20 protein-coding genes are annotated in these 22,381 nt (G+C 71.3%); 10 read left to right on the forward strand and 10 right to left on the reverse strand.

Features of this window, described 5'->3' with window-relative positions:
- The first annotated feature begins 75 nt into the window (after positions 1–75).
- On the forward strand, positions 76–543 hold the full coding sequence (gene rnhA / locus SACE_RS29735; RefSeq protein WP_009944360.1) for a ribonuclease HI: 468 nt from the start codon (positions 76–78) through the stop codon (positions 541–543).
- Between the two features lie 92 nt (positions 544–635).
- On the opposite strand, the gene SACE_RS29740 is transcribed toward rnhA, so the two are convergent.
- Positions 636–1,595, reverse strand: a complete 960-nt coding sequence (locus SACE_RS29740; protein WP_009944359.1) for an electron transfer flavoprotein subunit alpha/FixB family protein — start codon at positions 1,593–1,595, stop codon at positions 636–638.
- 32 nt (positions 1,596–1,627) lie between these two features.
- Entirely contained in the window at positions 1,628–2,410 is a 783-nt protein-coding gene (locus SACE_RS29745; protein WP_009944358.1) for an electron transfer flavoprotein subunit beta/FixA family protein, read from the reverse strand.
- A 287-nt stretch (positions 2,411–2,697) separates the two neighbouring features.
- Here SACE_RS29745 and SACE_RS29750 point away from each other — a divergent pair, with 287 nt between their 5' ends.
- The 3 genes from SACE_RS29750 to SACE_RS29760 all read left to right on the forward strand — a co-directional run bounded on the left by SACE_RS29750 (position 2,698) and on the right by SACE_RS29760 (position 6,506).
- The gene (locus SACE_RS29750) at positions 2,698–3,543 is read left to right on the forward strand and encodes a DegV family protein (protein WP_009944357.1); all 846 of its coding nucleotides are present in this window, start codon (positions 2,698–2,700) and stop codon (positions 3,541–3,543) included.
- On the forward strand, positions 3,540–5,033 hold the full coding sequence (locus SACE_RS29755) for a 1,4-alpha-glucan branching protein domain-containing protein (RefSeq protein ID WP_029621461.1): 1,494 nt from the start codon (positions 3,540–3,542) through the stop codon (positions 5,031–5,033). The genes SACE_RS29750 and SACE_RS29755 overlap by 4 nt, the downstream gene beginning before the upstream one ends.
- 213 nt (positions 5,034–5,246) lie before the next feature.
- On the forward strand, positions 5,247–6,506 hold the full coding sequence (locus tag SACE_RS29760) for a glycosyltransferase family 4 protein (RefSeq protein WP_009944354.1): 1,260 nt from the start codon (positions 5,247–5,249) through the stop codon (positions 6,504–6,506).
- A gap of 14 nt (positions 6,507–6,520) precedes the next feature.
- On the opposite strand, the gene SACE_RS29765 is transcribed toward SACE_RS29760, so the two are convergent.
- Positions 6,521–6,952, reverse strand: a complete 432-nt coding sequence (locus SACE_RS29765; protein ID WP_009944353.1) for a MarR family winged helix-turn-helix transcriptional regulator — start codon at positions 6,950–6,952, stop codon at positions 6,521–6,523.
- Positions 6,953–7,030: 78 nt separating this feature from the next.
- Here SACE_RS29765 and SACE_RS29770 point away from each other — a divergent pair, with 78 nt between their 5' ends.
- Positions 7,031–7,549, forward strand: coding sequence for a phenolic acid decarboxylase (locus SACE_RS29770; RefSeq protein ID WP_009944352.1), 519 nt, complete (start codon positions 7,031–7,033; stop codon positions 7,547–7,549).
- 45 nt (positions 7,550–7,594) lie between these two features.
- Here the strand turns inward: SACE_RS29770 and hrpA are convergent, their stop codons facing one another.
- From hrpA to SACE_RS29800, 6 genes are all read right to left on the reverse strand, one after another.
- Positions 7,595–11,539: an ATP-dependent RNA helicase HrpA gene (gene hrpA / locus SACE_RS29775; protein ID WP_011874978.1), complete on the reverse strand. Its 3,945-nt coding sequence runs from the start codon at positions 11,537–11,539 to the stop codon at positions 7,595–7,597.
- A gap of 129 nt (positions 11,540–11,668) precedes the next feature.
- Complete coding sequence (locus SACE_RS29780) at positions 11,669–12,325, reverse strand: acyltransferase (protein WP_011874979.1); 657 nt, start codon at positions 12,323–12,325, stop codon at positions 11,669–11,671.
- A 409-nt stretch (positions 12,326–12,734) separates the two neighbouring features.
- The gene (locus tag SACE_RS29785) at positions 12,735–13,892 is read right to left on the reverse strand and encodes a class I SAM-dependent methyltransferase (RefSeq protein ID WP_009944348.1); all 1,158 of its coding nucleotides are present in this window, start codon (positions 13,890–13,892) and stop codon (positions 12,735–12,737) included.
- 157 nt (positions 13,893–14,049) lie between these two features.
- Positions 14,050–15,033 carry a class I SAM-dependent methyltransferase gene (locus tag SACE_RS29790; RefSeq protein ID WP_009944347.1) on the reverse strand — a complete coding sequence of 328 codons (984 nt, stop codon included), beginning with the start codon at positions 15,031–15,033 and terminating at the stop codon, positions 14,050–14,052.
- 43 nt (positions 15,034–15,076) lie between these two features.
- Positions 15,077–15,859: an enoyl-CoA hydratase/isomerase family protein gene (locus SACE_RS29795; RefSeq protein ID WP_009944346.1), complete on the reverse strand. Its 783-nt coding sequence runs from the start codon at positions 15,857–15,859 to the stop codon at positions 15,077–15,079.
- 112 nt (positions 15,860–15,971) lie between these two features.
- Positions 15,972–16,736, reverse strand: a complete 765-nt coding sequence (locus tag SACE_RS29800) for an ABC transporter ATP-binding protein (protein WP_044548054.1) — start codon at positions 16,734–16,736, stop codon at positions 15,972–15,974.
- A 460-nt stretch (positions 16,737–17,196) separates the two neighbouring features.
- On the opposite strand from SACE_RS29800, the gene SACE_RS29805 reads away from it, so the two are divergent.
- The 5 genes from SACE_RS29805 to SACE_RS29825 all read left to right on the forward strand — a co-directional run bounded on the left by SACE_RS29805 (position 17,197) and on the right by SACE_RS29825 (position 21,150).
- A complete protein-coding gene (locus SACE_RS29805) occupies positions 17,197–17,790 on the forward strand; it encodes a cysteine dioxygenase (protein WP_009944344.1) in 594 nt (197 codons plus the stop codon).
- Positions 17,787–18,197, forward strand: coding sequence for a rhodanese-like domain-containing protein (locus SACE_RS29810; protein ID WP_009944343.1), 411 nt, complete (start codon positions 17,787–17,789; stop codon positions 18,195–18,197). Before SACE_RS29805 ends, SACE_RS29810 begins: the two co-directional genes overlap by 4 nt.
- Before the next feature lie 205 nt (positions 18,198–18,402).
- Positions 18,403–19,239 carry a helix-turn-helix domain-containing protein gene (locus tag SACE_RS29815; protein WP_031334419.1) on the forward strand — a complete coding sequence of 279 codons (837 nt, stop codon included), beginning with the start codon at positions 18,403–18,405 and terminating at the stop codon, positions 19,237–19,239.
- Between the two features lie 22 nt (positions 19,240–19,261).
- Positions 19,262–19,468 (forward strand): DUF397 domain-containing protein, encoded by a 207-nt coding sequence (locus tag SACE_RS29820; protein ID WP_009944341.1) that lies wholly within the window; start codon positions 19,262–19,264, stop codon positions 19,466–19,468.
- 497 nt (positions 19,469–19,965) lie between these two features.
- Positions 19,966–21,150 (forward strand): tetratricopeptide repeat protein, encoded by a 1,185-nt coding sequence (locus SACE_RS29825; protein WP_011874982.1) that lies wholly within the window; start codon positions 19,966–19,968, stop codon positions 21,148–21,150.
- Here SACE_RS29825 and SACE_RS29830 read toward each other — a convergent pair.
- Positions 21,143–21,952 carry a TetR/AcrR family transcriptional regulator gene (locus SACE_RS29830; RefSeq protein WP_011874983.1) on the reverse strand — a complete coding sequence of 270 codons (810 nt, stop codon included), beginning with the start codon at positions 21,950–21,952 and terminating at the stop codon, positions 21,143–21,145. The genes SACE_RS29825 and SACE_RS29830 overlap by 8 nt on opposite strands.
- Positions 21,953–22,381: the final 429 nt, after the last annotated feature.

Below are 22,381 nucleotides of genomic sequence, written 5' to 3' on the forward strand. Positions count from 1 at the left end.
GCGCTGACGTGAAGAGGATTCGCACAGCGGGGAGCTTGGCAGACGCCCCGGACGCGGCGCAGTAGATTTTCCGGCATGACGCAGCACAGCTCCGCCCAGAACGCCGTTGACCTCTACACCGACGGCGCGTGCAGCGGCAACCCCGGACCGGGCGGCTGGGGCGTCGTGCTGCGCTACGGGCACCACGAACGCGAGATGTACGGCGGCGAGACCGCCACCACCAACAACAAGATGGAGCTGACCGCCGTCATCGAGGGACTGGCCGCGCTGACGCGCCCGGTGCCGCTGGTGCGGATCCACACCGACAGCACCTACGTGCTCAAGGGGATCACCGAATGGATGCGCGGCTGGAAGCGCAACGGCTGGTTGACCTCGGCCAAGCAGCCGGTCAAGAACGCCGACCTGTGGCGCCGGCTGGACCAGGAGTGCGGCAGGCACGGCGAGATCACGTGGGAGTGGGTCAAGGGCCACGCCGGGCACCCGGAGAACGAGCGCGCCGACAAGCTCGCCTGCAAGGGCCGCGACGAGGCGAAGAAGTCCTGAGCCGCGACGAGGCGGTCAGCCACCGGGAACCGTGAGGCGCGAAGTGGCCGTGGGTCCGGCGGACCCACGGCCTCTTCCGCGGCTGCGCGCGATCAGCCCTTGCGCTTGCTGATCTCCTCGGTGAGCTGCGGGGCGACCTTGAACAGGTCGCCCACGACACCGAAGTCGGCGATCTCGAAGATCGGCGCCTCGGCGTCCTTGTTCACCGCCACGATCGTCTTGGAGGTCTGCATGCCGGCGCGGTGCTGGATGGCACCGGAGATGCCCAGGGCGATGTAGAGCTGCGGCGAGACGGTCTTGCCGGTCTGGCCGACCTGGAACTGGTGCGGGTAGTAGCCCGAGTCCACCGCCGCACGCGAGGCACCCACAGCCGCGCCCAGCGAGTCGGCCAGCTTCTCCACCACGTCGAACGACTCGGCCGAGCCGACACCGCGGCCACCCGAGACCACCACGGAGGCTTCGGTCAGCTCGGGGCGGTCCCCGGCCTCGACCGGCTGCGTACCGGTGATCTTGGCGTTCTTACCCGCATCGACGGCGGGGACCTCCACGGCCTGCTCGGCCGCCGCACCCTCGGCCTGCTCGGCCTCGACCGAGCCGGGCAGCACGGTGATCACCGGCGTGCCCGTGACGACCTTGGCCTTGGCGTCGTAGGTGCCACCGAACAGCGAGTGCGAACCGACACCCTCGCCGTCCAGGTCCACGACCTCCGAGAGCAGACCCGAGCCCAGGCGCACCGCCAGCCGGCCGGCGACCTCCTTGCCGTCCACCGACGCCGGTACCAGCACCGCCGCCGGCGACACCTCACCGACCAGCTTGGCCAGCACGTCCACCTGCGGGGTCACCAGGAACTGGCCGGCCTCGGCCGACTCCGCCGCGTACACCTTCGCCGCGCCGTAGGACGCCAGCGCGTCCTTGAGCTTGCCGGTCGTACCCGGCTCGCCGACCACCACCGCCGACGGCTCACCGATGCGGCGCGCCGCGGTCAACAGCTCCAGCGTGACCTTCTTGACCTCGCCGTCCACGTGGTCGACGAGGACCAGAACCTCAGACATAACGACTTCTCCTCGCGAAACCAGTGGGACTGTCAGACCAGCTTCTGACCGGCCAGGAACTCGACGATCTGCACGCCGCCGGAACCTTCGTCGGTCACGCGCTGACCGGCCTGCTTCGGCGGCTTCGGCGCGGACTCGACGACCTTCGAACCGGCGTTGGCCAGCCCCACCTCGGAAGCGTCAATGCCGGCGTCGGCCAGCGACAGCACCGTGACGGGCTTCTTCTTCGCGGCCATGATGCCCTTGAACGACGGGTAGCGCGGCTCGTTGATCTTCTCGGTCACGCTGACCACCGCGGGCAGGCTCGCCTCGACGTGCACGATGCCGGCGTCGGTCTCGCGCTCGACCTTGATCGTCGAGCCGTCGGTCTCCACCTTGCGCGCATACGTCAGCTGCGGCAGGCCCAGCACCTCGGCCAGCATCGCCGGCACCGCGCCGGTGCGGCCGTCGGTGGCCTCGTTGCCCGCGATCACCAGGTCGACCGACTCCACGGTGCCCACGACCTTGGCCAGCGCCCGCGCGGTCTGCACCGCATCCGAGCCGTGCAGCGCCTCGTCCGAGAGGTGGATCGCCTTGTCCGCGCCCATCGACAACGCCTTGCGGATGGCGTCGGTGGCCCGCTCCGGGCCCATCGCCACGACCGTCACCTCGCCGCCCTGGGCCTCCTTGATCAGCAAGGCCTCCTCGACGGCACGCTCGTTGATCTCATCCAGCACAGCGTCCGCCGACTCGCGGTCGAGAGTGTGGTCCGAGTCGGTGAGCTTGCGCTCGGACCACGTGTCGGGCACCTGCTTGACCAGGACGACGATGTTCATGGGTCCTCTTCGACCTCCTGCGGACTGACGGCTGGGAACGTTGGAAAGCTTGCTTCTCCCCGGCTTATCACCGGGATGGTTGACCTTGCCACGTCAGTACGGCAATAGCACGGTGACGCCAACCACGGCCGATGTTACCGGTCGGTAGCCCCAGCGCAACCGGGGTACGTGCGTGACAGTACTCACCTCCGGGCGCACCGGAGCGCCGGTCCGGCCGCGAACCGCCCCGGAAAGCCCCTCGGCAGGCCCGGTATGAAATGGCAATACCGGTTAGTAGCCTGACCGTCATGAGCCAACGCGTCGCCATCGTGACGGACTCCACCGCCTCGATCCCGCTCGACGTCGCCGACCAGCTCGGCATCTCCGTCGTCCAGCTCGAGCTCAAGGTCGGCGAGGAGTACAACGACGAGCGCCGCGTCCCGCATCCCGAGATGGCCGAGGCCATGCGCTCCGGCGTGCCGGTGGCCACCTCCGAGCCGCCCGCCCCGGCGTTCTTCTGGAACTACATGGACGCCGCGGCGGCGGGCGCCGAAGCGATCATCTCCATCCACATCTCCGAGGGCCTGTCCCAGACCTGCGCCTCCGCGCGCAAGGCCGCCGCCGAGATCGGCATCCCGGTCTACGTGGTCGACTCCCGGCTGGTCGGGCTCGGCCTGGGCTTCCCGGTCATCGCCGCCGCCGAGGCGGCCAGGGCCGGAGCCACCATGCAGGGCGTGATGGGCGTGCTGGACCAGCGGCTGCGCACCACGACGCAGCTGCTCTACGTCGACACCCTGGAGTACCTCCAGCGCGGTGGCCGGATCGGACGGGCGCAGGCGTGGCTCGGCCAGACGCTGTCGATCAAGCCCGTCCTGCAGCTCAAGGACGGCGCGATCGACCAGCTCGGCAAGGCGATCGGTCCCGACCGCGCGCTGAAGAAGGCCCTCACCCACGCCATCCAGAAGGCCGGTGGCGGTCCGGTCGACATCGGGGTCGAGCACTTCCAGTTCGCAGAGCGGGCCGAGAAGCTGCTGCACGGCCTGCGCGACGCGCTGCCGCAGGCCCGGCGGATCACGCTGGAGGAGACCAGCGCGGTGCTGGGCGCGCACGCCGGTCCAGGCGCGCTCGGCGTGACCGTCTCGCCCGCGACGTGAACGAACCCGTGGGCGACTTCGCCATGGTCCTGCACAGCCACCTGCCCTGGCTCGCCGGGCACGGCCGGTGGCCGGTCGGCGAGGAGTGGCTCTACCAGGCGTGGGCCTCCTCCTACCTGCCCGTGGTGGGGATGCTGGAGCGGCTGGCCGCCGAGGGCCACCGCGACGTGCTCACCTTCGGCCTCACCCCGGTGCTGGCCGCGCAGCTCGACGACCCGCACTGCCTTCGCGGCTTCCACCACTGGCTGGGCAACTGGCGGCTGCGCGCCGAGGAGGCCGCGGCGCGCTGGCGCGGCTCGGGCGACGAGCTGGCCGCCGCCGAGTGCCGCGCGGCCTCGCGAGCGCTGGAGGAGTTCGAGCTGCGGTGGCGCCACGGCGCGTCGCCGGTGCTGCGGCCGCTGGTCGACTCGGACGTGGTCGAGCTGATCGGCGGGCCCGCCACGCACCCGTTCCAGCCGCTGCTCGACCCGCGGCTGCGCGAGTTCGCGCTCCGGCTCGGGCTGGCCGACACCCGGCTGCGCCTGGGCAGCGCGCCGGAGGGCATCTGGGCTCCGGAGTGCGCCTACGGCCCGGGCGTGGAGCGCGAGTACGCCGCGACGGGCGTGCGGCGCTTCCTGGTCGACGGCAGCGCGCTGGACGACGTCTCCGCCGCGCACACCGTCGGCCGCACCGACATCGTGTGCTTCGGGCGGGACGTGTCGATCAGCGACCTGGTGTGGTCCGACGGCGGCTACCCCTCGCACCCGGCCTACCGCGACTTCCACACCTTCGACCACGCCGTGGGCCTCAAGCCGTCGCGCATCACCGGCAAGGACGTCGCGCCGGAGGACAAGCAGCCCTACGCGCTCGGCCCGGCGGCGGCGGTGGCCGACGAGCACGCCGACGACTTCGTGGCCGCCGTGCGGCAGCGACTGGAGGAGCACCGCGAACGCGGCGGCCGCCAGGGACTCGTGGTCGCGGCCTTCGACACCGAGCTGTTCGGGCACTGGTGGTTCGAGGGTCCGCGCTGGCTGGAACGGGTGTTGCGCACGCTGCCCGAGGCCGGTGTCCGGGTGACGACGCTGCGCGGCGCGCTGGCCGTCGGCCACCTGGGCGAGCCGGTCGAGCTGCCGGAGACCTCGTGGGGCGTCGGGGGTGACTGGCGCGTGTGGGCGGGTGAGCCGGTCGCCGAGATCGCCGACGCGAACCAGCGGCTCCAGGAACGCGTGCTGCGCCGGGCACCGCGGGCGGGCGCCGCCCGCGACCACGTCCTCGACCAGCTCCTGCGCGAGACCGTGCTCGCGCTGGCCAGCGACTGGGCGTTCATGGTCACCCACGACGCGGGAGCGGGCTACGCCCGCGAGCGCGCCCACGACCACACCTCGCGCGCCCACCGGCTGCTCGACCTGCTGGAGTCGGGACGGTACGCCGACGCCGACGCGCTGGCCCGCGAGCTGCGCGGGCGCGACGGCGTGTTCGGCCACCTCGACGCCCGGCTGCTGCCCGGCTGAAGCGGAGGCCCACGCGGGTTCAGCCGACGACCCCGGCAGGCCCAGCAGTTCGGGCACCACCCCGTTGACCTCCCCAGCCCTGCCCACCAGGGCCGTTGGCATGCCGGAACGGCCCGCGGAGATCCACTGGCGCCTGTTGGCTCCGCGCACGTGGCGCGCCGTACCGTACCGGGCGGTAACCTCGCTGGGGGTCTTTGGAAGGATTCACCTCCTATGCGCGTGCTGATGCTGTCCTGGGAATACCCGCCGGTCGTGGTCGGCGGGCTCGGCCGCCATGTCCACGCGCTGGCCCGCACCCTGGCCGGGCAGGGCCACGACGTCGTCGTGCTGTGCCGCCAGCCGGCCGGGACCGACCCGGAGACGCACCCGGCCAGTGACACCGTCGTCGACGGCGTCCGGCTGGTGCGGGTCGCCGAGGACCCGCCGCACCTGACCTTCGAACGCGACCTCGTCGCCTGGACGCTGGCGATGGGCCACGCGATGGTCCGCGCGGGCCAGCGCCTGCTGCGCGGATGGCGGCCGGACGTCGTGCACGCCCACGACTGGCTGGTCACCCACCCGGCCATCGCGCTGGCCGAAGCCGCCGAGGTGCCGCTGGTCGCCACCATCCACGCCACCGAGGCGGGACGGCACAGCGGCTGGCTGTCGCAGATCCACAGCCAGCAGATCCACTCGGTCGAGTGGTGGCTGGCGAACCGGGCGGACGAGCTGATCACCTGCTCGGCGGCGATGCGGGCCGAGGCGGCCGAGCTGTTCGACGTCGATCCGGCGTCGATCACGGTGCTGCACAACGGGATCGAGACGCGGACCTGGCAGGTCCGCGCCCACGACGTGGCCGCGGCGCGGCGCTCGCACGGGCGCGACGGCGCACCGCTGCTGCTCTACTTCGGCAGGCTGGAGTGGGAGAAGGGCGTCCAGGACCTGCTGGCCGCGCTGCCCGCCATCCGGGAGCGCCACCCCGGCACGACCGTGGCCATCGCGGGCTGCGGGACGCACCAGGAGTGGCTCGTCGAGCGGGCCGCCGAGCACGGCGTCTCCGAGGCCGCGCGCTTCACCGGGCACCTGCCCGACACCGAGCTGGCCTCCCTGCTGGCGGCCGCGGACGCGGTGGTGCTGCCCAGCCGCTACGAGCCGTTCGGCATCGTCGCGCTGGAGGCCGCCGCCGCGAGCGCGCCGCTGGTCGCCTCCACCGCGGGCGGTCTCGGCGAGATCGTGCTCGACGGGAGCACCGGGCTGGCGTTCGCACCGGGGGACGTGGCCGGCCTCGCCGACGCGGTCGACCGGGTGCTGTGCGACCCGGAGGCGGCCGAGCGCCGCGCCGAGGCGGCGAAGGCCCGGCTGAGCAGCGACTTCGACTGGGAACGCATCGCGGAGGGCACCGCCGCCGTCTACGCGGGCGCGCGCCGCCGTGAGCACGCGGAGCTGCCCCGCCCGAAGATCGCCACCGGCAACGTGCTGGGTCGCGGCGAATAGAGCTCGGGCCGCTCTCAGCGGCTGAGGTTGGACACCAGGTTCTCCAGCGCCGGGACGGCGTCGGCGAGCCTGGCCCTGTCCGCCGCGCTGAGCCGGTCCATCGCCGTCCGCAGGATCTCCCGGCTCGCCCGGTCGTAGCGCTCCAGCAGGTCCAGCGCCTCCGCGGTGGCCGAGAGCCCCACCGCCCGCAGGTCCGACTCCGAGCGGCGGCGTTGCACCAGGCCCGCCGCCATCATCGAACGCACGAGGTTGCTGACCGTCGACGGCGAGATCCGCAACCGCTCCGCGACGGCGCTGGTGCCCAGCGGTCCTTCGGCGGCCAGCACCCGCAGCACTTCGATCTGCGCTTCGGGGAGGTCGGGCAGGTCCTCCGTGGCGCGGGTCGAGCGCAGCAGCGCCCTGCGCAGCGGTCCGAGCAGGCGGCCGAGGTCGGCGGCGGTGTCCACCAGGCCATCTTGCCAACCGAAGTGGTTTTGTGCCAAAGTTGTTTTGTTGCAAAACTACTCACGCGAGGAGGTGCGCACGTGACCACCGTCGCGACCCCGGCCGGCCACGACGAACTGCGGGGCATCGTCGGCAAGCACTTCATCTACACCTACGCCAACGGCTGGCGGTACGAGATGTACGTGAAGAACGCCGGCACGATCGACTACCGGATCCACAGCGGCATGGTCGGCGGGCGCTGGGTCCGCGACCAGCGGGTCGACCTCGTCCGCCTCGGTGAGGACGTCTACAAGGTGTCCTGGAGCGAGCCCACGGGCACGTCGGTGAGCGTCACCGTGCTGCCCGGCAGCCGCCGGCTGCACGGCGTGATCTTCTTCCCCCGCTGGGTGCACGAGCACCCCGAGCGCACGGTCTGCTTCCAGAACGACCACCTGGCGCGGATGGCCGCCTACCGCGAGGCGGGCCCGACCTACCCGGTCCACGTCGTGCCGGAGTTCGCCGAGATCACGTTCCTGGAGGACCGCGGCCCCGACGACGAGTCCGTGATCGCCGTCGGCCCCGCCGACCTGCCCGAGGGCTACGCCGACCGCGTCAACTGACGCGCACCGAAGCCGTCCGCTCGCGCCCCCGCACCAGACCGGGCGTCAGCTCTTCTTCTGCGCCTTGTCCATCGCGCGGTGGACGCGCTTGAGCGAAACCGGGTGCGGGGTGCCGAGGGTCTGGGCGAACAGGCTCACGCGCAGCTCCTCGATCATCCACCCGACCTGCCGCAGCTCCTCGGGCACCGGCCGTCCCGCCGGCACCGCGTCGAGCATGTCCCGGTAGCGGTCCTGCACCTCGAACACCTGGTACATCCAGTCCTGGTCGCGCTGCGGGTGGAACTGGAGCTTGTCCACCCGCTGCTCGACGGCCTTGAGGTAGCGCACCACGTCGAGCAGCCGCGTCCACCCCGTGCCGGTCACGAAGCCGGGGTGCAGCAGGCCGGAGAGCTGGTCGGTGATGTCGGCCATCGACTCGGCGGGGAGGCGGCGCGTGCGGTCGGCGAGCAGGGCGTCGACCTGCTGGCGTGCCGTCAGCACCCGCTCCACCTTGGACACCGTGTCGGCGGTGGCGCTGCCGAGCTGGGAGCCGACCCTGCCCAGCAACGTCGCGAAGGACGCCTGGTCCCAGACCGGACCGCCGTGGTCGGCGATCAGCTTGTCCACCGCGCACTTCAGGCAGTCGTCGAGGACGCCTGCCACGTCGCCGTGCGGGCTCGCGCCGAAGACCAGCCGGGTGGCGCCGCCCATGCCGCGCTGGATGGACTTCAGCGGCGAGGGCAGGTTGAGCAGCAGCAACCGCCGGGTTCCCCGCCAGTGCGCCTCGCGCTGCTCCTCCTCGGTGTCGAAGATGCGCACCGCGACGCTCTCGCCCTCGTCGACCAGCGCCGGGTACGCCTTGACCGCGTGCCCGGATCGCTGCGTCTGGAAGGTCCGCGGCAGCTCGCCGAAGTCCCACTCGCGCAGGCCGGACTTCTCGACCTCGTCGGCCGCCTTGGAGATCTCGGCCCGCACCTTGGGTTTCAGGCGCTGCTTGAGCGCGCCGAGGTCCTTGGACTCGGCGAGCTTGCGGCCCTTGCCGTCGACGACCCGGAAGGTCATCCGCAGGTGGTCGGGAATCCGGTCGAAGTCCCAGGACTCGCGCGGTACCGTGACGCCGGTCATCCGCCGCAGCTCCTGCTCCAGCGACTCCAGCAGGTCGCCGCCGGGCTCCATCCGGGCCAGCGCCGCGCGGGCGTGGTCGGGGACGGGGACGAAGTTGCGGCGCAGCTGCTTCGGCAGCGACTTGATCAGCGCGGTGACCAGTTCCTCCCGCATGCCGGGGATCTGGCGGTCGAAGCCGTCCGGGTCGATCTGGTTGAGCACCTGCAGCGGGATGTGCACGGTGACGCCGTCGGCGTCGGCACCTGGCTCGAACTGGTAGGAGAGCGGCAGCCGGTGGCCGCCCTGCTGCCAGGCGTCGGGGTAGTCGCGGTCGCTGACCGCCGCCGACTCCTGGTTGATCAGCATCGACTTCTCGAAGTTGAGCAGGTCGGGCTGCTCGCGGCGGGTCTTCTTCCACCACGAGTCGAAGTGCGCCCCGGAGACGACCTCCGCGCCGACCCGCTGGTCGTAGAAGTCGAACAGGGTCTGGTCGTCGACGAGGATGTCGCGCCGCCGCGCCCGCTCCTCGAGGTCCTCGACCTCCTCCAGCAGCGCGCGGTTGGCGTGGAAGAACTCGTGCCTGGTGTTCCAGTCGCCCTCGACCAGGGCGTGCCGGATGAACAGCTCCCGCGACAGCTCGGGCTCGATGCGCCCGTACTGGACCTTGCGCCCGGCCACCAGCGGCACGCCGTAGAGCGTGACCTTCTCGTAGGCCATCACCGCGGCCCGGTCCTTCTCCCAGTGCGGCTCGCTGTAGCTGCGCTTGACCAGGTGCTGCGCGAGCTTCTCGATCCACTCGGGCTCGACCCGGGCGGCGATGCGCGCCCACAGCCGCGAGGTCTCCACCAGCTCGGCGGCCATCACCCAGCGCGGCGGCTTCTTGAACAGCGCCGACCCCGGGAACACGGCGAACTTCGCGTTGCGCGCGCCGAGGTACTCGTTGCCGCCGCCGCGGTTCTGCGGTCCCTGCTTCTTGTCGGTGTCCTTGAGCCCGATGTGCGACAGCAGACCCGCCAGCAGCGACTGGTGGATGTGGGCGGGGTCGGCGGGATGGCTGTTCGGCGTGATGCCCATGGACTTGGTCATCTGGCGCAGCTGCGCGTAGAGGTCCTGCCACTCCCGCACCCGCAGGTAGTTGAGGAACTCCGCCTTGCACAGCTTGCGGAACTGGTTGCCCGACAGCTCACGCTGCTGCTCCCGCAGGTACTGCCACAGGTTCAGGTAGGACAGGAAGTCCGACTCCTTGTCGGCGAAGCGCGCGTGCTTCTCCCCCGCCGCCTGCTGCTTGTCGGCGGGCCGCTCGCGGGGGTCCTGGATGGACAGCGCGGCGGCGATGACCAGCGTCTCGCGCACGCAGCCGTTGCGCTCGGCCTCCAGCACCATGCGCGCCAGCCGCGGGTCGACGGGCAGCTGCGCGAGCTTGCGGCCGGTGGAGGTCAGCCGCTTGTGCACGTCCTTTTGCGCCGGGTCGATGGCGCCGAGCTCGTGCAGCAGGTTCACGCCGTCGGTGACCTGCCTGCGGTCCGGCGGCTCGATGAACGGGAACGACGCGATGTCGCCGAGGCCCAGCGAGGTCATCTGCAGGATGACCGAGGCGAGGTTGGTGCGCAGGATCTCCGGGTCGGTGAACTCCGGCCGCGACTCGAAGTCCTGCTCGGAGTACAGCCGGATGCAGATGCCCTCCGACACCCGGCCGCAGCGGCCCTTGCGCTGGTTCGCCGATGCCTGCGACACCGGTTCGATCGGCAGCCGCTGCACCTTGGTGCGGAAGCTGTAGCGCGAGATGCGCGCGGTGCCCGGGTCGATGACGTACTTGATGCCCGGCACCGTCAGGGAGGTCTCGGCGACGTTGGTGGCCAGCACGATCCGCCTGCCCGCGTGCGGCTGGAACACCCGGTGCTGCTCGGCGGCCGACAACCGCGCGTACAGCGGCAGGATCTCGGTGTTTCGCAGGTTCTGCTGCTGCAGCGCCTCGGCGGTGTCGCGGATCTCCCGCTCACCGCTGAGGAAGACCAGGACGTCGCCGGGGCCTTCGGCGCCGAGCTCGTCGACGGCGTCGCAGATCGCCTGGACCTGGTCGCGCTCGACGTCCTCTTCGTCCGCGGAGTCGTCGACCAGCGGCCGGTACCGCACCTCCACCGGATAGGTGCGCCCGGAGACCTCGACGACCGGGGCGTCGTCGAAGTGCCGCGAGAAGCGCTCCGGGTCGATCGTCGCGGAGGTGATGATCACCTTGAGGTCGGGCCGGCGCGGCAGGAGCTGCTTGAGGTAGCCGAGGATGAAGTCGATGTTGAGACTGCGCTCGTGCGCCTCGTCGATGATCAGCGTGTCGTAGCGGCGCAGCAGCCGGTCCTGCTGGATCTCGGCCAGCAGGATGCCGTCGGTCATCAGTTTGACCAGCGTGTTCGACCCGGCGCGGTCGGTGAAGCGGACCTGGTAGCCGATGGCCTCGCCCAGCTCGGTGCCCAGCTCCTCGGCGACCCGCTCGGCCACCGTGCGCGCGGCGAGCCGCCGCGGCTGGGTGTGGCCGATCATGCCCTGCACACCGCGCCCGAGCTCCAGGCACATCTTCGGGATCTGCGTCGTCTTGCCCGAGCCGGTCTCGCCGGCCACGATCACGACCTGGTTGTCGCGGATCGCCGCCAGCAGGTCCTCCCTGCGCCGGCTGACCGGCAGCTCCTGCGGGTAGCGGATCTCCGGTACCGCGCCGCGGCGCTGCTGGACGCGCTGCTCGGCGGCGGCGAGGTCGGCGGAGATCTCGGCGACGACCGGCTCCAGGGCCTGCGCGTCGCGGATCTTGCGGGCGCCCTCGATGCGGCGGCGCAGCCGCCGCTGGTCGTGCAGCATCAGGTCCGGCAGCCGCTCGCGCAGCGCGCCGAGCGGTCGTTCCACAGATGAGGTGCCCATACTCCGTCCAGGATAAAGTCGCCGCCGAGGCGCCCGCCTCCGGTTTTCGCCCGCCTCACACCGCCCGGCGGCAGCCGGCACCAGGGTCCGGCAGCCCAACGCGCCCCGGGTGTCGCGGCATTCCCGAGATCACGCTCCGGCGTGGTCGTCGTCACCCGCCCGCCTGCGCACCACGCGCGCCGGGGACCCCACGGCGATCGAGTACTCCGGGATCTCGCCGCGCACCACGGCGTTGGCGCCCAGCACCGATCCGCGGCCCACGCGGGTGCCGCGCAGCACCGTCACCTTCGCCCCCAGCCAGCAGTCGGGCCCGATGCGAACCGGGGTCTTGACGATGCCCTGGTCCTTGATCGGCACGTCCACGTCGTCGGTGACGTGGTCGAAGTCGCACACGTAGATCCAGTCCGCGACCAGCGTCGACGCGCCGATCTCCACGTCGAGCCAGCAGTTGACCGTGTTGTCCCGGCCGAAGACGACCTTGTCGCCGATGCGCACCGAACCCTCGTGGCAGCGCAGGGCGGTGCCGTCGCCGATGTGCGCCCACCGGCCGATCTCCATCCGGCCGAACCCGGGACGGCAGGTGATCTCCACGCCGCGGCCGAGGAACACCATGCCGCGCAGCACGATGTGGGGCTGGGTGACGCGCAGCTTCAGCAGCCGCCAGTAGCGCAGCAGGTACCAGGGCGTGAAAGCGCGGTGGCGCAGCACCCAGCGCAGCGATCCGGCGGTCAGGAACCGGGCCTGCCGCGGATCACGACGCACCAGCGCGCACAGCCATGACCACATGGAAACCGAGCGTAAAGACCGGTGCGCACGCACGCTGCCGCGGCCCCTGCCACGGCCGGGGGACGGAACGCGGCGGTCGTCGGTCAGCACCGGCGTCACCACCGCAACAGGAGTTCCCGCGTTTCCTCATGACACTTGCAGAAGCCAACGCTCTGCCCCGGCGCCGTACCCGGCGTCGCGGGTTGCGTCTGTGTGCGGGGAACGGGGGGCGGTGGCTACCGCGCGGACGTGCGCCGGTCGCGGGCCGCCGATGCGGGCATCCGATGGCGGGACGAGATGCGATGAGCTGGCGAGGTCGCCACCCCGCAGCGCGCGGAAAGACGCTGTGGCCCGATCCTGTGCTCCTGTTGCTCTGTCCGATGATCGCTGCGGGTCGGGCTGTGATCACCGACGTCCCGGAACACCACACCTAGGTCCGCTCCGCGCGGGTGAGGACCATCGTCGGAGCGTCGCCGATCCTGGTCAACACCGCGGTCGCCTCCTGCGCGCCCTTGAGCTTGAGCCTGCGGCGCAGCGCGTCCGGGTCGATGTCGAGCCCGCGCACCAGGATCTCCAGGCGCCCCACGTCGTGGCGGCGCAGCAGCGCGCGCAGGGCCTTCTCGTTGTAGTGCCCGTGGTCGATCACGCGGAACGCCCGGATGCCGGGCGGCGGGGTGTCGCCGGTGAGGTAGGCGATGCGGCGATCGATCTGCGCGAGCCCGTGGCGCGCCGCGTAGTGGCGCACGAGCCCCGCCCGCACGACCGCACCGTCCGGATCGACGACCCACTGCCCGACCTCCAGCACGGGGCAGTCGTCGGACTCGGCGTCGGTGAAGGTCTCGCCCGTGCTCAGCACGCTCGCCCGGCGCCGGACGCCACCGGCGAGCCCGCCGAGCCACAGCGCCGCCTCCCGGACCTGGCCGGCCAGCGACACGACCTCGACCTCGGCCTCCTGCGGCACCTGCTCGAAGTCCAGTCCCGGCGCGCACTTGACCACCAGGTCGCGTCCGGAGTAGACGGCCAGCAACTCGTCCAGCGGCGGGACCAGGTCGGCGGGGTTCCAGCGGCGCCTGCCCGCGTCGTCCCGGCGGGCAGGGTCCGCGACGACCGCGGTCCCCCTGGTGACCGGCCGCAGCGCGTCGGCCCGAACGATCGCCGCCGCCTCGGCGAGGTTGTGGCGCGCCATCTCCAGCCGCACCGGGTCGAGGTCGGAACCCACGCAGCGCGCGGCGACCTTCGCGGTCTCGTGCAGGTCGGCGCCGATCGAGCAGGTCACGTCGTGCACGTCCCGGCCGGCCAGGCGGGCCGCCCGGTGCCGCGCCACCTCGCTCGCGGTCGCCTGCTGGAGGGCGTCGGCGGTGAGCAGCCACCCGCCCGCGTCGTCCAGCTTGGACCCGGCCTTGCGCCGCAGCACCGCGGTCTCCAGCGCGGCGGCGGCGAAGCGCGGCCCGACCAGCTTGCGCGCTGCGGCCACGTCGGCCAGCCGCGACGAGGCGGTCAGCGGCAGCCGGGACAGCTCGGCCACCGCCCCCGCGCCCTCCGGGGAACGCAGGAAAGCCACGTCATCGAGGTCGAAGTCGTACCCCAACTGCGGGGTTCCTCCCTGTTCGCGGTCGCCTCCAGTATCCGCGCACGGCGCTGGACCGCCGCCCGCGGGATGCCGGAGGCCGCGCCCGGCTCAGCTCGCGGGCCGCGCCCGGCTCAGCTCGCGGACGTGCCCGGCTCAGCTCGCGGCCGCGCCCGGCTCAGCTACCGGGCCTGCCCGCCGTGCCGTCCGGCTTCCGGCCGGTGACCAGCACGTTGTAGAACAGGTCCCGCGGCAGCACCTTCGACAGCACGTCCTGGTCGAACTTCGCCAGCTTCTGCCAGGTCCGGTAGGCGAACATGCCCCAGCCGAAGCCCAGCCGCTCCTTGGGCACCGCCGCCTCGAACGTGCGCACCGGCCAGCCGAACAGCGCCGCCGACAGCTCCTCGGTCACCGCGCGGACGTCGACCGCGCCCGCGCCCAGCGCCATGCCCTCCAGCTTCGACGGCTCGAAGGTGTGCAGGTCGACGACGGCCTCCAGCGCCGCCGCCCGCGAGGACTCGTCGAGCTCCTCCTGCGGACGGCGCCACTGCGACAGCGGTCCGAGCTTGGTGATGTTCGTGGTCAGCCACCAGGTCAGGCGGCCGAGCCTGCGGGCGTAGTAGTCGCCCACCTTGGTCGGGTCGCCTGCGAAGACGAAGCGGCCGCCGGGCTTGAGCACCCGCAGCACCTCCCGCATCGCCGCGGGCACGTCCGGGATGTGGTGCAGCACGGCGTGGCCCACGACGAGGTCGAAGGTGTCGTCGTCGTAGGGGATCGTCTCGGCGTCGGTGACCCGGCCGTCGACTTCGAGGTCCAACGACTTCGCGTTGCGCAACGCGACCTCGACCATGCCCGGCGACAGGTCGGTGACCGAGCCGCGCTCGACCAGCCCGCCCTGCATCAGGTTCAGCAGGAAGAACCCGGTGCCGCAGCCCAGTTCCAGGGCCCGCCCGTAGCGGCCGGTGCCGCCGGTCGCGACCCGGAACCGGTCCACCGCGTAGTCGATGCAGCGCTGGTCGTAGGAGATGGACCACTTCTCGTCGTAGGTGCCCGCTTCCCAGTCGTGGTAGAGCACGTTGGCGAGCTTGGGGTCCGAGTACGCCTCCTGCACCTGCTCTGCGGTGGCGTGCGGGTTCGGCGCCGGGTCACGGTCGGTCGTCACGTCGGTTCCTGTCGGTGGTGGGCGGATTGCCGTGGGTCGGCTGCTACTTGCCGGTGAACTTCGCCTTGCCGGGACCGTTCTCGATGAACGAGCGCATCCCGATCTTCTGGTCCTCGGTGGCGAACGTGCCCGCGAACAGGTGCGTCTCCAGCTTCAGGCCGCTGTCGAGGTCGACGTCGAGACCGCCGTCGATGGCGGCCTTGGCCGCGGCCAGGGCCCGCGCGGCGCCGTTAGCGAACTGCTCGGCCCAGCGCCGGGCCGCCGCGTAGACGTCGTCGGGCGCGACGACCTCGTCGACCATTCCCAGCGCCAGCGCCTCCTGGGCCTCGACGAACCGTCCGGTGTAGACGATGTCCTTGGCCTTGCTGGGGCCGACGAGCCGGGCCAGCCGCTGGGTGCCGCCCGCGCCGGGGATCACGCCGAGCAGGATCTCGGGCTGGCCGACCTTGACGTTGTCGCCGGCGATGCGGCGGTCGCAGGTCAGAGCCAGCTCGAACCCGCCGCCGAGGGCGTAGCCGGTCAGCGCCGCCACCGTGGGCTTCGGGATCGCCGCGACCGCGCTCATCGCCGCCGACAGGCCGCGCTGCTCCTTGGCCGCCATGTCCCCGTAGGACATCTCGGCCATCTCCTTGATGTCGGCGCCCGCCGCGAAGACCTTCTCGCCGCCGTAGACGATCACGGCGCGGACGTCGTCGCGCTCGGCCGCCTCGATCGCGACGTCGTGCAGTTCCCGCTCGATCTGCCGGTTCAGCGCGTTCATCGGCGGCCGATCCAGCCGGATCGTGCCGATCGCACCGTCAACCTCAAGCCTGACGAACTCGCCCACGCCGCAACCTCCTCGTCGAACTGCCGCTTGGGCGGCAGGTTATCTCGCGTCACACCGAAACGTCAGTGTTCTGCATCTCAGCCGGCACGACGACCCGCCGAGCGGTCCGGCTCTAGCGCCTGCGGGCGAAGTAGCGGTCGCCGCTGCGCGTCAGCTCCAAGTCCTGGTCGAAGGTCTTGGACAGGTTGTCCTCGGTGATCACGTCACCGAGCAGTCCCTGGGCGACGACCGCGCCGTCGCGCAGCAGCAGGGCGTGGGTGAAGCCCGGCGGGATCTCCTCGACGTGGTGGGTGACCAGCACCGATGCCGGGGCGTCGGGGTCCATGGCCAGCGCCGAGAGCCGGGCGACCAGGTCTTCCCGGCCGCCGAGGTCGAGTCCGGCGGCCGGCTCGTCCAGCAGTAGCAGCTCGGGATCGGTCATCAGGGCGCGGGCGATCAGGGCGCGCTTGCGCTCGCCCTCCGACAGCGTCCCGAAGGCCCGGTCGGCGAGGTGTGCGACGCCGAGCAGATCCAGCAGCTCCGCGGCGCGGTCGGTGTCCATCTCGTCGTACTGCTCGCGCCAGCGGCCGACCACCGACCAGCCCGCGCTGACCACGACGTCGCGCACCGGCTCCTCGCCGGGCACGCGCGCCGCCAACGCGGCCGAGCACAGCCCGATGCGCGGGCGCAGCTCGAACACGTTGGTGCGGCCCATGCGTTCGGAGAGCACGTCGACGGTGCCCTCGCTCGGGTGCATCTCGGCGCCCGCCATCTTCAGCAGGGTCGTCTTGCCCGCACCGTTGGGGCCCAGCACGACCCATCGCTCATCGAGCTCGACCGACCAGTTCACGTCGGCCACCAGCGTGGTCTCGCCCCGCCGGACGCCGACGCCATCCATCCGGATGACCAGGTCGTCCACGTCTACCTCCCAGCCGTGATTGCCCGCGGCTAGCGGCCCGGTCCGTCGCGCATGCGACCGCCGCGGCTACCGGCGAGCCCCTCCGCCGCCCATTCTTCCGCCTAGGCGCCGGGCGCCTGCGGCGGGGTTTCACCTGGCCGGGTGATCTAGGTCGCACAGGCGCCCAGCATCCGGAACACCGGCCGCAGCGGTGGCCACGGCCCTGCGGCGAGTGCCAGGATCGGTGGCGTGTCCGGTTCGTTGCTCACACGTGATCGCGTGGTCGACCTGCTGATGGTCGTCACCTCCGCGTGTCGCTGACGCGTTCGTCCTGCTGACCCCTCTTCCGGGTCCCAACGCGCGGCACAGCGAATCAAGCACACCCTCGCCACCCACATCGCGACGGGTGCGTCGTGTCGCGCCGAATTCCACCGGTCTGACACGAAATCTGGAGCCATCCATGACCTCCGTGCACCCGCACATCTCCCAGTACACCCCGACCGAAGAACTGCCCGAGCCCGGCCAGGTGCAGTTGCACCCCGAACTCGACGTACCTCTGCTGCGCGACCTGGTCCCAGCCGACCGTCTGCTGTGGACACCCCATGAGCTGCGCGATCTGACCAGCACCGTCACTTCCGAGCTCACCGGGCTGCTGTTGGACGTCGTGCGCGTCGACGACGAGGAGCGCTGGTGGGCGCGGCTCGGCCTCACCGCGGGCGTCGAGCTGTGGCTGCTGTCGTGGGCGCCGGGTCAGGGCACCAAGCCGCACGACCACGGCGGCGCCTCCGGCTCGTTCGCGGTGCTGTTCGGCGAACTGCGCGAGGACTACGTCTACCCAGGCGGACCCGTGCGCACCGCCCGGCACGACATCGGCTCGGCGATCGGCTTCGGCAGCGGGCGCGCGCACCAGGTGCGCAACGTCAGCTCGGTCAACGCGGCCAGCGTGCACGCGTACTCGCCACCCCTGCTGCCGGTGCGGCACTACGCCGACCTGGCCGACGTACCGCCGGTCCCGCCGCAGCGGCACCCGTTCCAGCCGGAGGTCATCCGATGAGCGCGCCCACCACCGGCCCCTACGGCGTCGAGCACCTGCTGGCGGAGTCCCGCACCGAGCTGGAGCGGGTGAGCCCGCGGGAGGCGGCGGAGCTGCAACGGCAGGGCGGGCTGATCATCGACATCCGCCCGGACGCCAACCGCCTCGCGGAGGGTGAGATCCCCGGGGCGCTCACCGTCGAGCGGATCGTCCTGGAGTGGCGGCTCGATCCGTCCAGCCCGCACCGGCTGGCCGGGCTGCGCCCGCACCAACCGGTCGTGCTGGTCTGCAACGAGGGCTACGCCTCCAGCCTCGCCGCCGCCCAGGCCCGCGAGCTCGGCCTGACCCGCGCGACCGACCTCGACGGCGGCTTCCGCGCCTGGAAGGCCGCCGGCCTTCCCGTCACCACCGCCACCGCAGCGGCCTGACGGCAACCGTGGGGGCCTCCGCCAACGCCCGGGTGGACCCCACGGTTCCCATAACGCCCGAATATCACTCAATCGAATAATTCCCTCGAACTTCTGTTCAGTTCACCCCAGCCGTCACCGATGTTCAAGCCAACGGCAGCCGTGGGATCCCGGATTGGCGATCCCATGTGGACAGTGAGGTGGTCGACGATGTGCAGGGGTGATCATGAGCAGCGGGAACAGCCCGACCTGGTGGCGCCGCAAACTCGGACGCCGCGTGCGAGCGATGCGCGAAGGCGCCGGTCTCACGCTGGAAGCGGCCGCGGCCGCGCTCGACTTCTCCAGCAGCAAACTCGCCCGCCTCGAAGCCGGCGTCCAGGGCATCGACGTCCACTGGGTGCGCTCGATGATGGACCTCTACGACCAGCGCGACGACGAGCTGGTCGAGATGGCGCGGCGGTCCAAGCAGAAGGGCTGGTGGCACAAGCACGGTTTCAACGACCAGGGCTACGTAGGACTGGAGACCGAGGCCGTGCTGGTCCACTGCTTCTACGCCGCGTTGGTCCCCGGCCTGCTCCAGACCGACGAATACGCGAGGGCGGTGTTCAAGGGATCGCACGTGCGGCGTTCCGAGGAGTGGATCAACAGTCAGGTCACCGTGCGCGCCCACCGCCAGAGACGACTGCACGACGCGGCGAAGCCACTTCGGCTCAACGCCGTGACCACCGACTCCGCGTTGCGCCAGTGCATCGGCGACGCACACGTGCTCCGAAGGCAGATGCAGCGGCTCTTGGAGCTCGCCGCGCTCCCCAGCGTCGAATTTCGGATCCTCCCAGCGGCCGCCGGTATGCACGACGGGTTGAACGGCCCGTTCACGATGCTGCACTTCGCCGAGCCCGAGGACGGCGCTGTCGTATACGCCGAACACGCACTGGGAGCGATTCACACGGACAAGCCATCGGAAGTCCACGCCTGTAGGGTCAAATTCGAGCACCTCCGCACCATCGCGCTCTCCCCAGCGGATTCGACGGCCGTGGTCGGCGAGGTGATGAACGCGTTGTGAAACGGAAGCGTGGTGGGTGGTCATGTTCGCCGTGGATCTCTCCCGGGCGCGCTGGCGCAAGAGCAGCAGAAGCGACACCGGCAGCGGCGGCAACTGCGTCGAGGTCGCATTCGCAGCCACGGTGACGGCGGTCCGCGACTCCAAAGAACCCCACGGCCCAAAGTTGATCTTCACCGCCGCGCAATGGCGCCAGTTCCTCACCACGACCCAACGCGGCGACCTCGACTGACAACCGGCCAAACGACCTCGCCACGCACACGGGTGGCGCCGTGGTTCTCATCCCGTCGACCTGGCGGGAATCTGGGGGCGGCGAGCGCCCCAGAAACCCCCGCTGAAGGTGCCCCGCAAGGCCAGGGTGAGTACGTCGAAAATCCGTGCGCCCCCGCACCCAAAGCGACCCGCAAGGCCAGGGTGAGTACGTCGAAAACTGGCGCGCCCCGCGCGGAAGGTGACCCGCCAGTCCTACTGGATGCGTCGAAAACCGGCGCGCCTTCGCTCCTCAGGTGAGCCGCTAGGCCAGGGGGAGTCCCTTAAAAACCCACGTGCCCCCTCAAAGCGCCCCGCCGGGCCAAGCCGCTGCCTCAAAAACCCACGGACCCCCGCTCCCAAGGCGACCAACAAGGCCAACCCACCCACGATGCGACCATCCCCAACCCCTCCCCGCCTCATCACACCTGCGCCAAACCGCACCTGCCCCCTCCCCCGATCGCCTAAAGTCCTGGCCTCGTGCGAAGGCTGCTAGAGCTCCCTGGACTGCAAGGGCTCCGCCGGTTCGTCCGGCCGTGGATGGTCATCGCCGTCGCGGGGTTGCTCGCGGTCGGCGTCGTCGAGGTGGTCGCGGGCAGCGGCCCGGCCGGGTACCTGCTCGGTGCCTTGGGGGCGCTGGTCGGGGTGATCCTGCTACCTATGGCCACCCAGCTCGGGTTGCTCGCCGGCTCGTTCGTCTTCGGACTGCGAGTGCGGCACATCGTGTTCGGGGCGATGCGGGCGCTGGGTTCCTGGACGGTCGGCAGGGTCACGATCACGCTCCGCGCGCTGCCGGTGACCATCGGCTCCGAGATCGGTCCGTGGCGCAAGCCGGTGATCCTGCGCTGCTGGCTTGCCGGTTTGGTGTCCGCCCTCACCGGAATCGGCATCGTCGTGGTGTCGTGGCTGCTGGCCGACGGGCCTTTCGGGCGCGGGTTCGTGCTCGCCGCGACACCGCTGATGCTCTACAAGCTGTGGCCTCGGCGCGTTCCGCTGGCCACCTCGACCGGCTGGTTGCTGTTCGGGCTGCCCCGCATGCCGGAACCCAAGCGGACCGAGTTCTGCGCCGGGCCGATGGCCGCCCGTGCATACGAGGCGTTGCGCGAGGGCGACCTCGATCGGGCCCAAGCTGTCACCGACGAACTCACCGCCGAGCACCCCGAACTGAACACGACGGTGTCGTGCCGGGTCTCGATGCATGAGGCGCGCGGCGAGTACGCGCAGGCCGTGATGATGCTGCTCCAGCACATCTCCGCCGCCGACATCCCGCCGCGCGAGATGTCGTACACGCTGGCGGGTATGGCCGGCCTCGGCTTCGCCGCCGTGGAGGCCGGGCAGTTGCCCGCCGACGACCTGCTCCCCCTGTCGAAGAAGGCGCTCGACGACGCCGTGAAGCTCGGGTTCCCGCCGTTCGACCTCAGCGGCACGCGGGGACTGCTGGCACTCGTGGAGGGCGACGTGGACGAAGCCGCGCGGCTGGCGGCCGTCGGCTCTGACCACAACACCTCGCCGCTGGCCCGCGCCGACTGCTACGCGACGCTGGCCCGCGCCCACATGGCCCAGCACGACAACGCCGCGGCACGCGAAGCGCTCACCAAGGCCGAGGAACTCGCCGCGTGGTGGCCCCGCGTCCGCGAGACGCGCGCACGCCTCCAGGTCAGCTGAAGCTTTCCGCCGAACCGCCGAAAGTTTCCGCCGAACCGCCCAAAGTTTCCGCCGAATCACCAGAGGTCCCCGCCGGACCACGGAAAGCCCCCGTCGACCCGCGGAAGTCCGCCGACCCACCAAAGCTTCCCGCCGAACCACCTAGGTCCGCCGACCCGCCGGAATCCGCCGAAGCGCCGGAATCCTCCGCCCCGGCCGCGATCGCCGCCAGCTCGTCCCGCACGAGTTCGCGGGTCCGCTCCACCGCGAGCTCCCCGGGGAACACCGCCGCCTGGAGCGTCAGGCCGTCCACGAACACATGCAGGCGCGCAGACCGCTGCTCCAGGGCGGGGTCCGGTAGCTGCTCGCCGACCGCTTCGGGCGGGCGCACACCACGACAGCACGCGACGGCGATGCGGCAGAGGTGACGCTCACCGCCCCAGCTCGCCCGGCACATCTCCGCGAGCGAGTCGTCGACGCAACTGCGCACCAGGAAGGCCAGCCACACGTCCGCCTCGCGACGCCGGTCCGCATCCAGCGGAAGCAGTTCCTCGAGCACCCGTTGCGCGCGCTCCTGCCCGGGCAACTCCGCCCGCAGGTGGTCAGCGACGCGGGCCGCCACGTGTTTGCCCATCTCCTGCGCCGCGAACCTCAGCAAGCCGCGCTGGCTGTCGAAGTAGTGCCGCAGGCCGCCGACGGAAACACCCGCTTCCTCCGCGACCTTGCGCACCGTGGCGCCCTCGATGCCGTCGCGGGCGATGACCTGCCAGACGACGCGGGTGAGCTCCGCCCGCCGCTGGTCGTGGTCGACGAGCTTCGGCACGGGCCGTTTATAGCACCGCACCCGGCGGGCCCACATCTTCACCACACACGTGTGCGATTTAAGTTACAGTACTCCTGTGCGAAATAAGACCGCCCGGGACAGTCGAGCGCGAGGTCTGCCCGCGGCCCCTCCGAGCCGGAACCTCCACTGGGGAACAGCAGTCCTGATCGCCGGAGGGGCGCTGATCGTGGGATCAGCCGTGTATCTGGTGCTCACCGGCAACACCGGGATCAGGTTCTCCGCGGACCACACCGACACGGTCCCGATGTGGACCCGATGGGTGCCCGCCCTCGCCGGGCTCGCCCTGGCAGCCCTGCTACCCGCCGGAAGCCGCGCAATACCCGCGCAATACCGCGCAACACCCGCAGAAAGCCACAAAACACCCGGCGGAAGCCGCGAAACACCCGCGGAAAGCCGCGCAATACCGGC

This window comes from Saccharopolyspora erythraea NRRL 2338, from assembly GCF_000062885.1.
Lineage (GTDB): Bacteria > Actinomycetota > Actinomycetes > Mycobacteriales > Pseudonocardiaceae > Saccharopolyspora_D > Saccharopolyspora_D erythraea.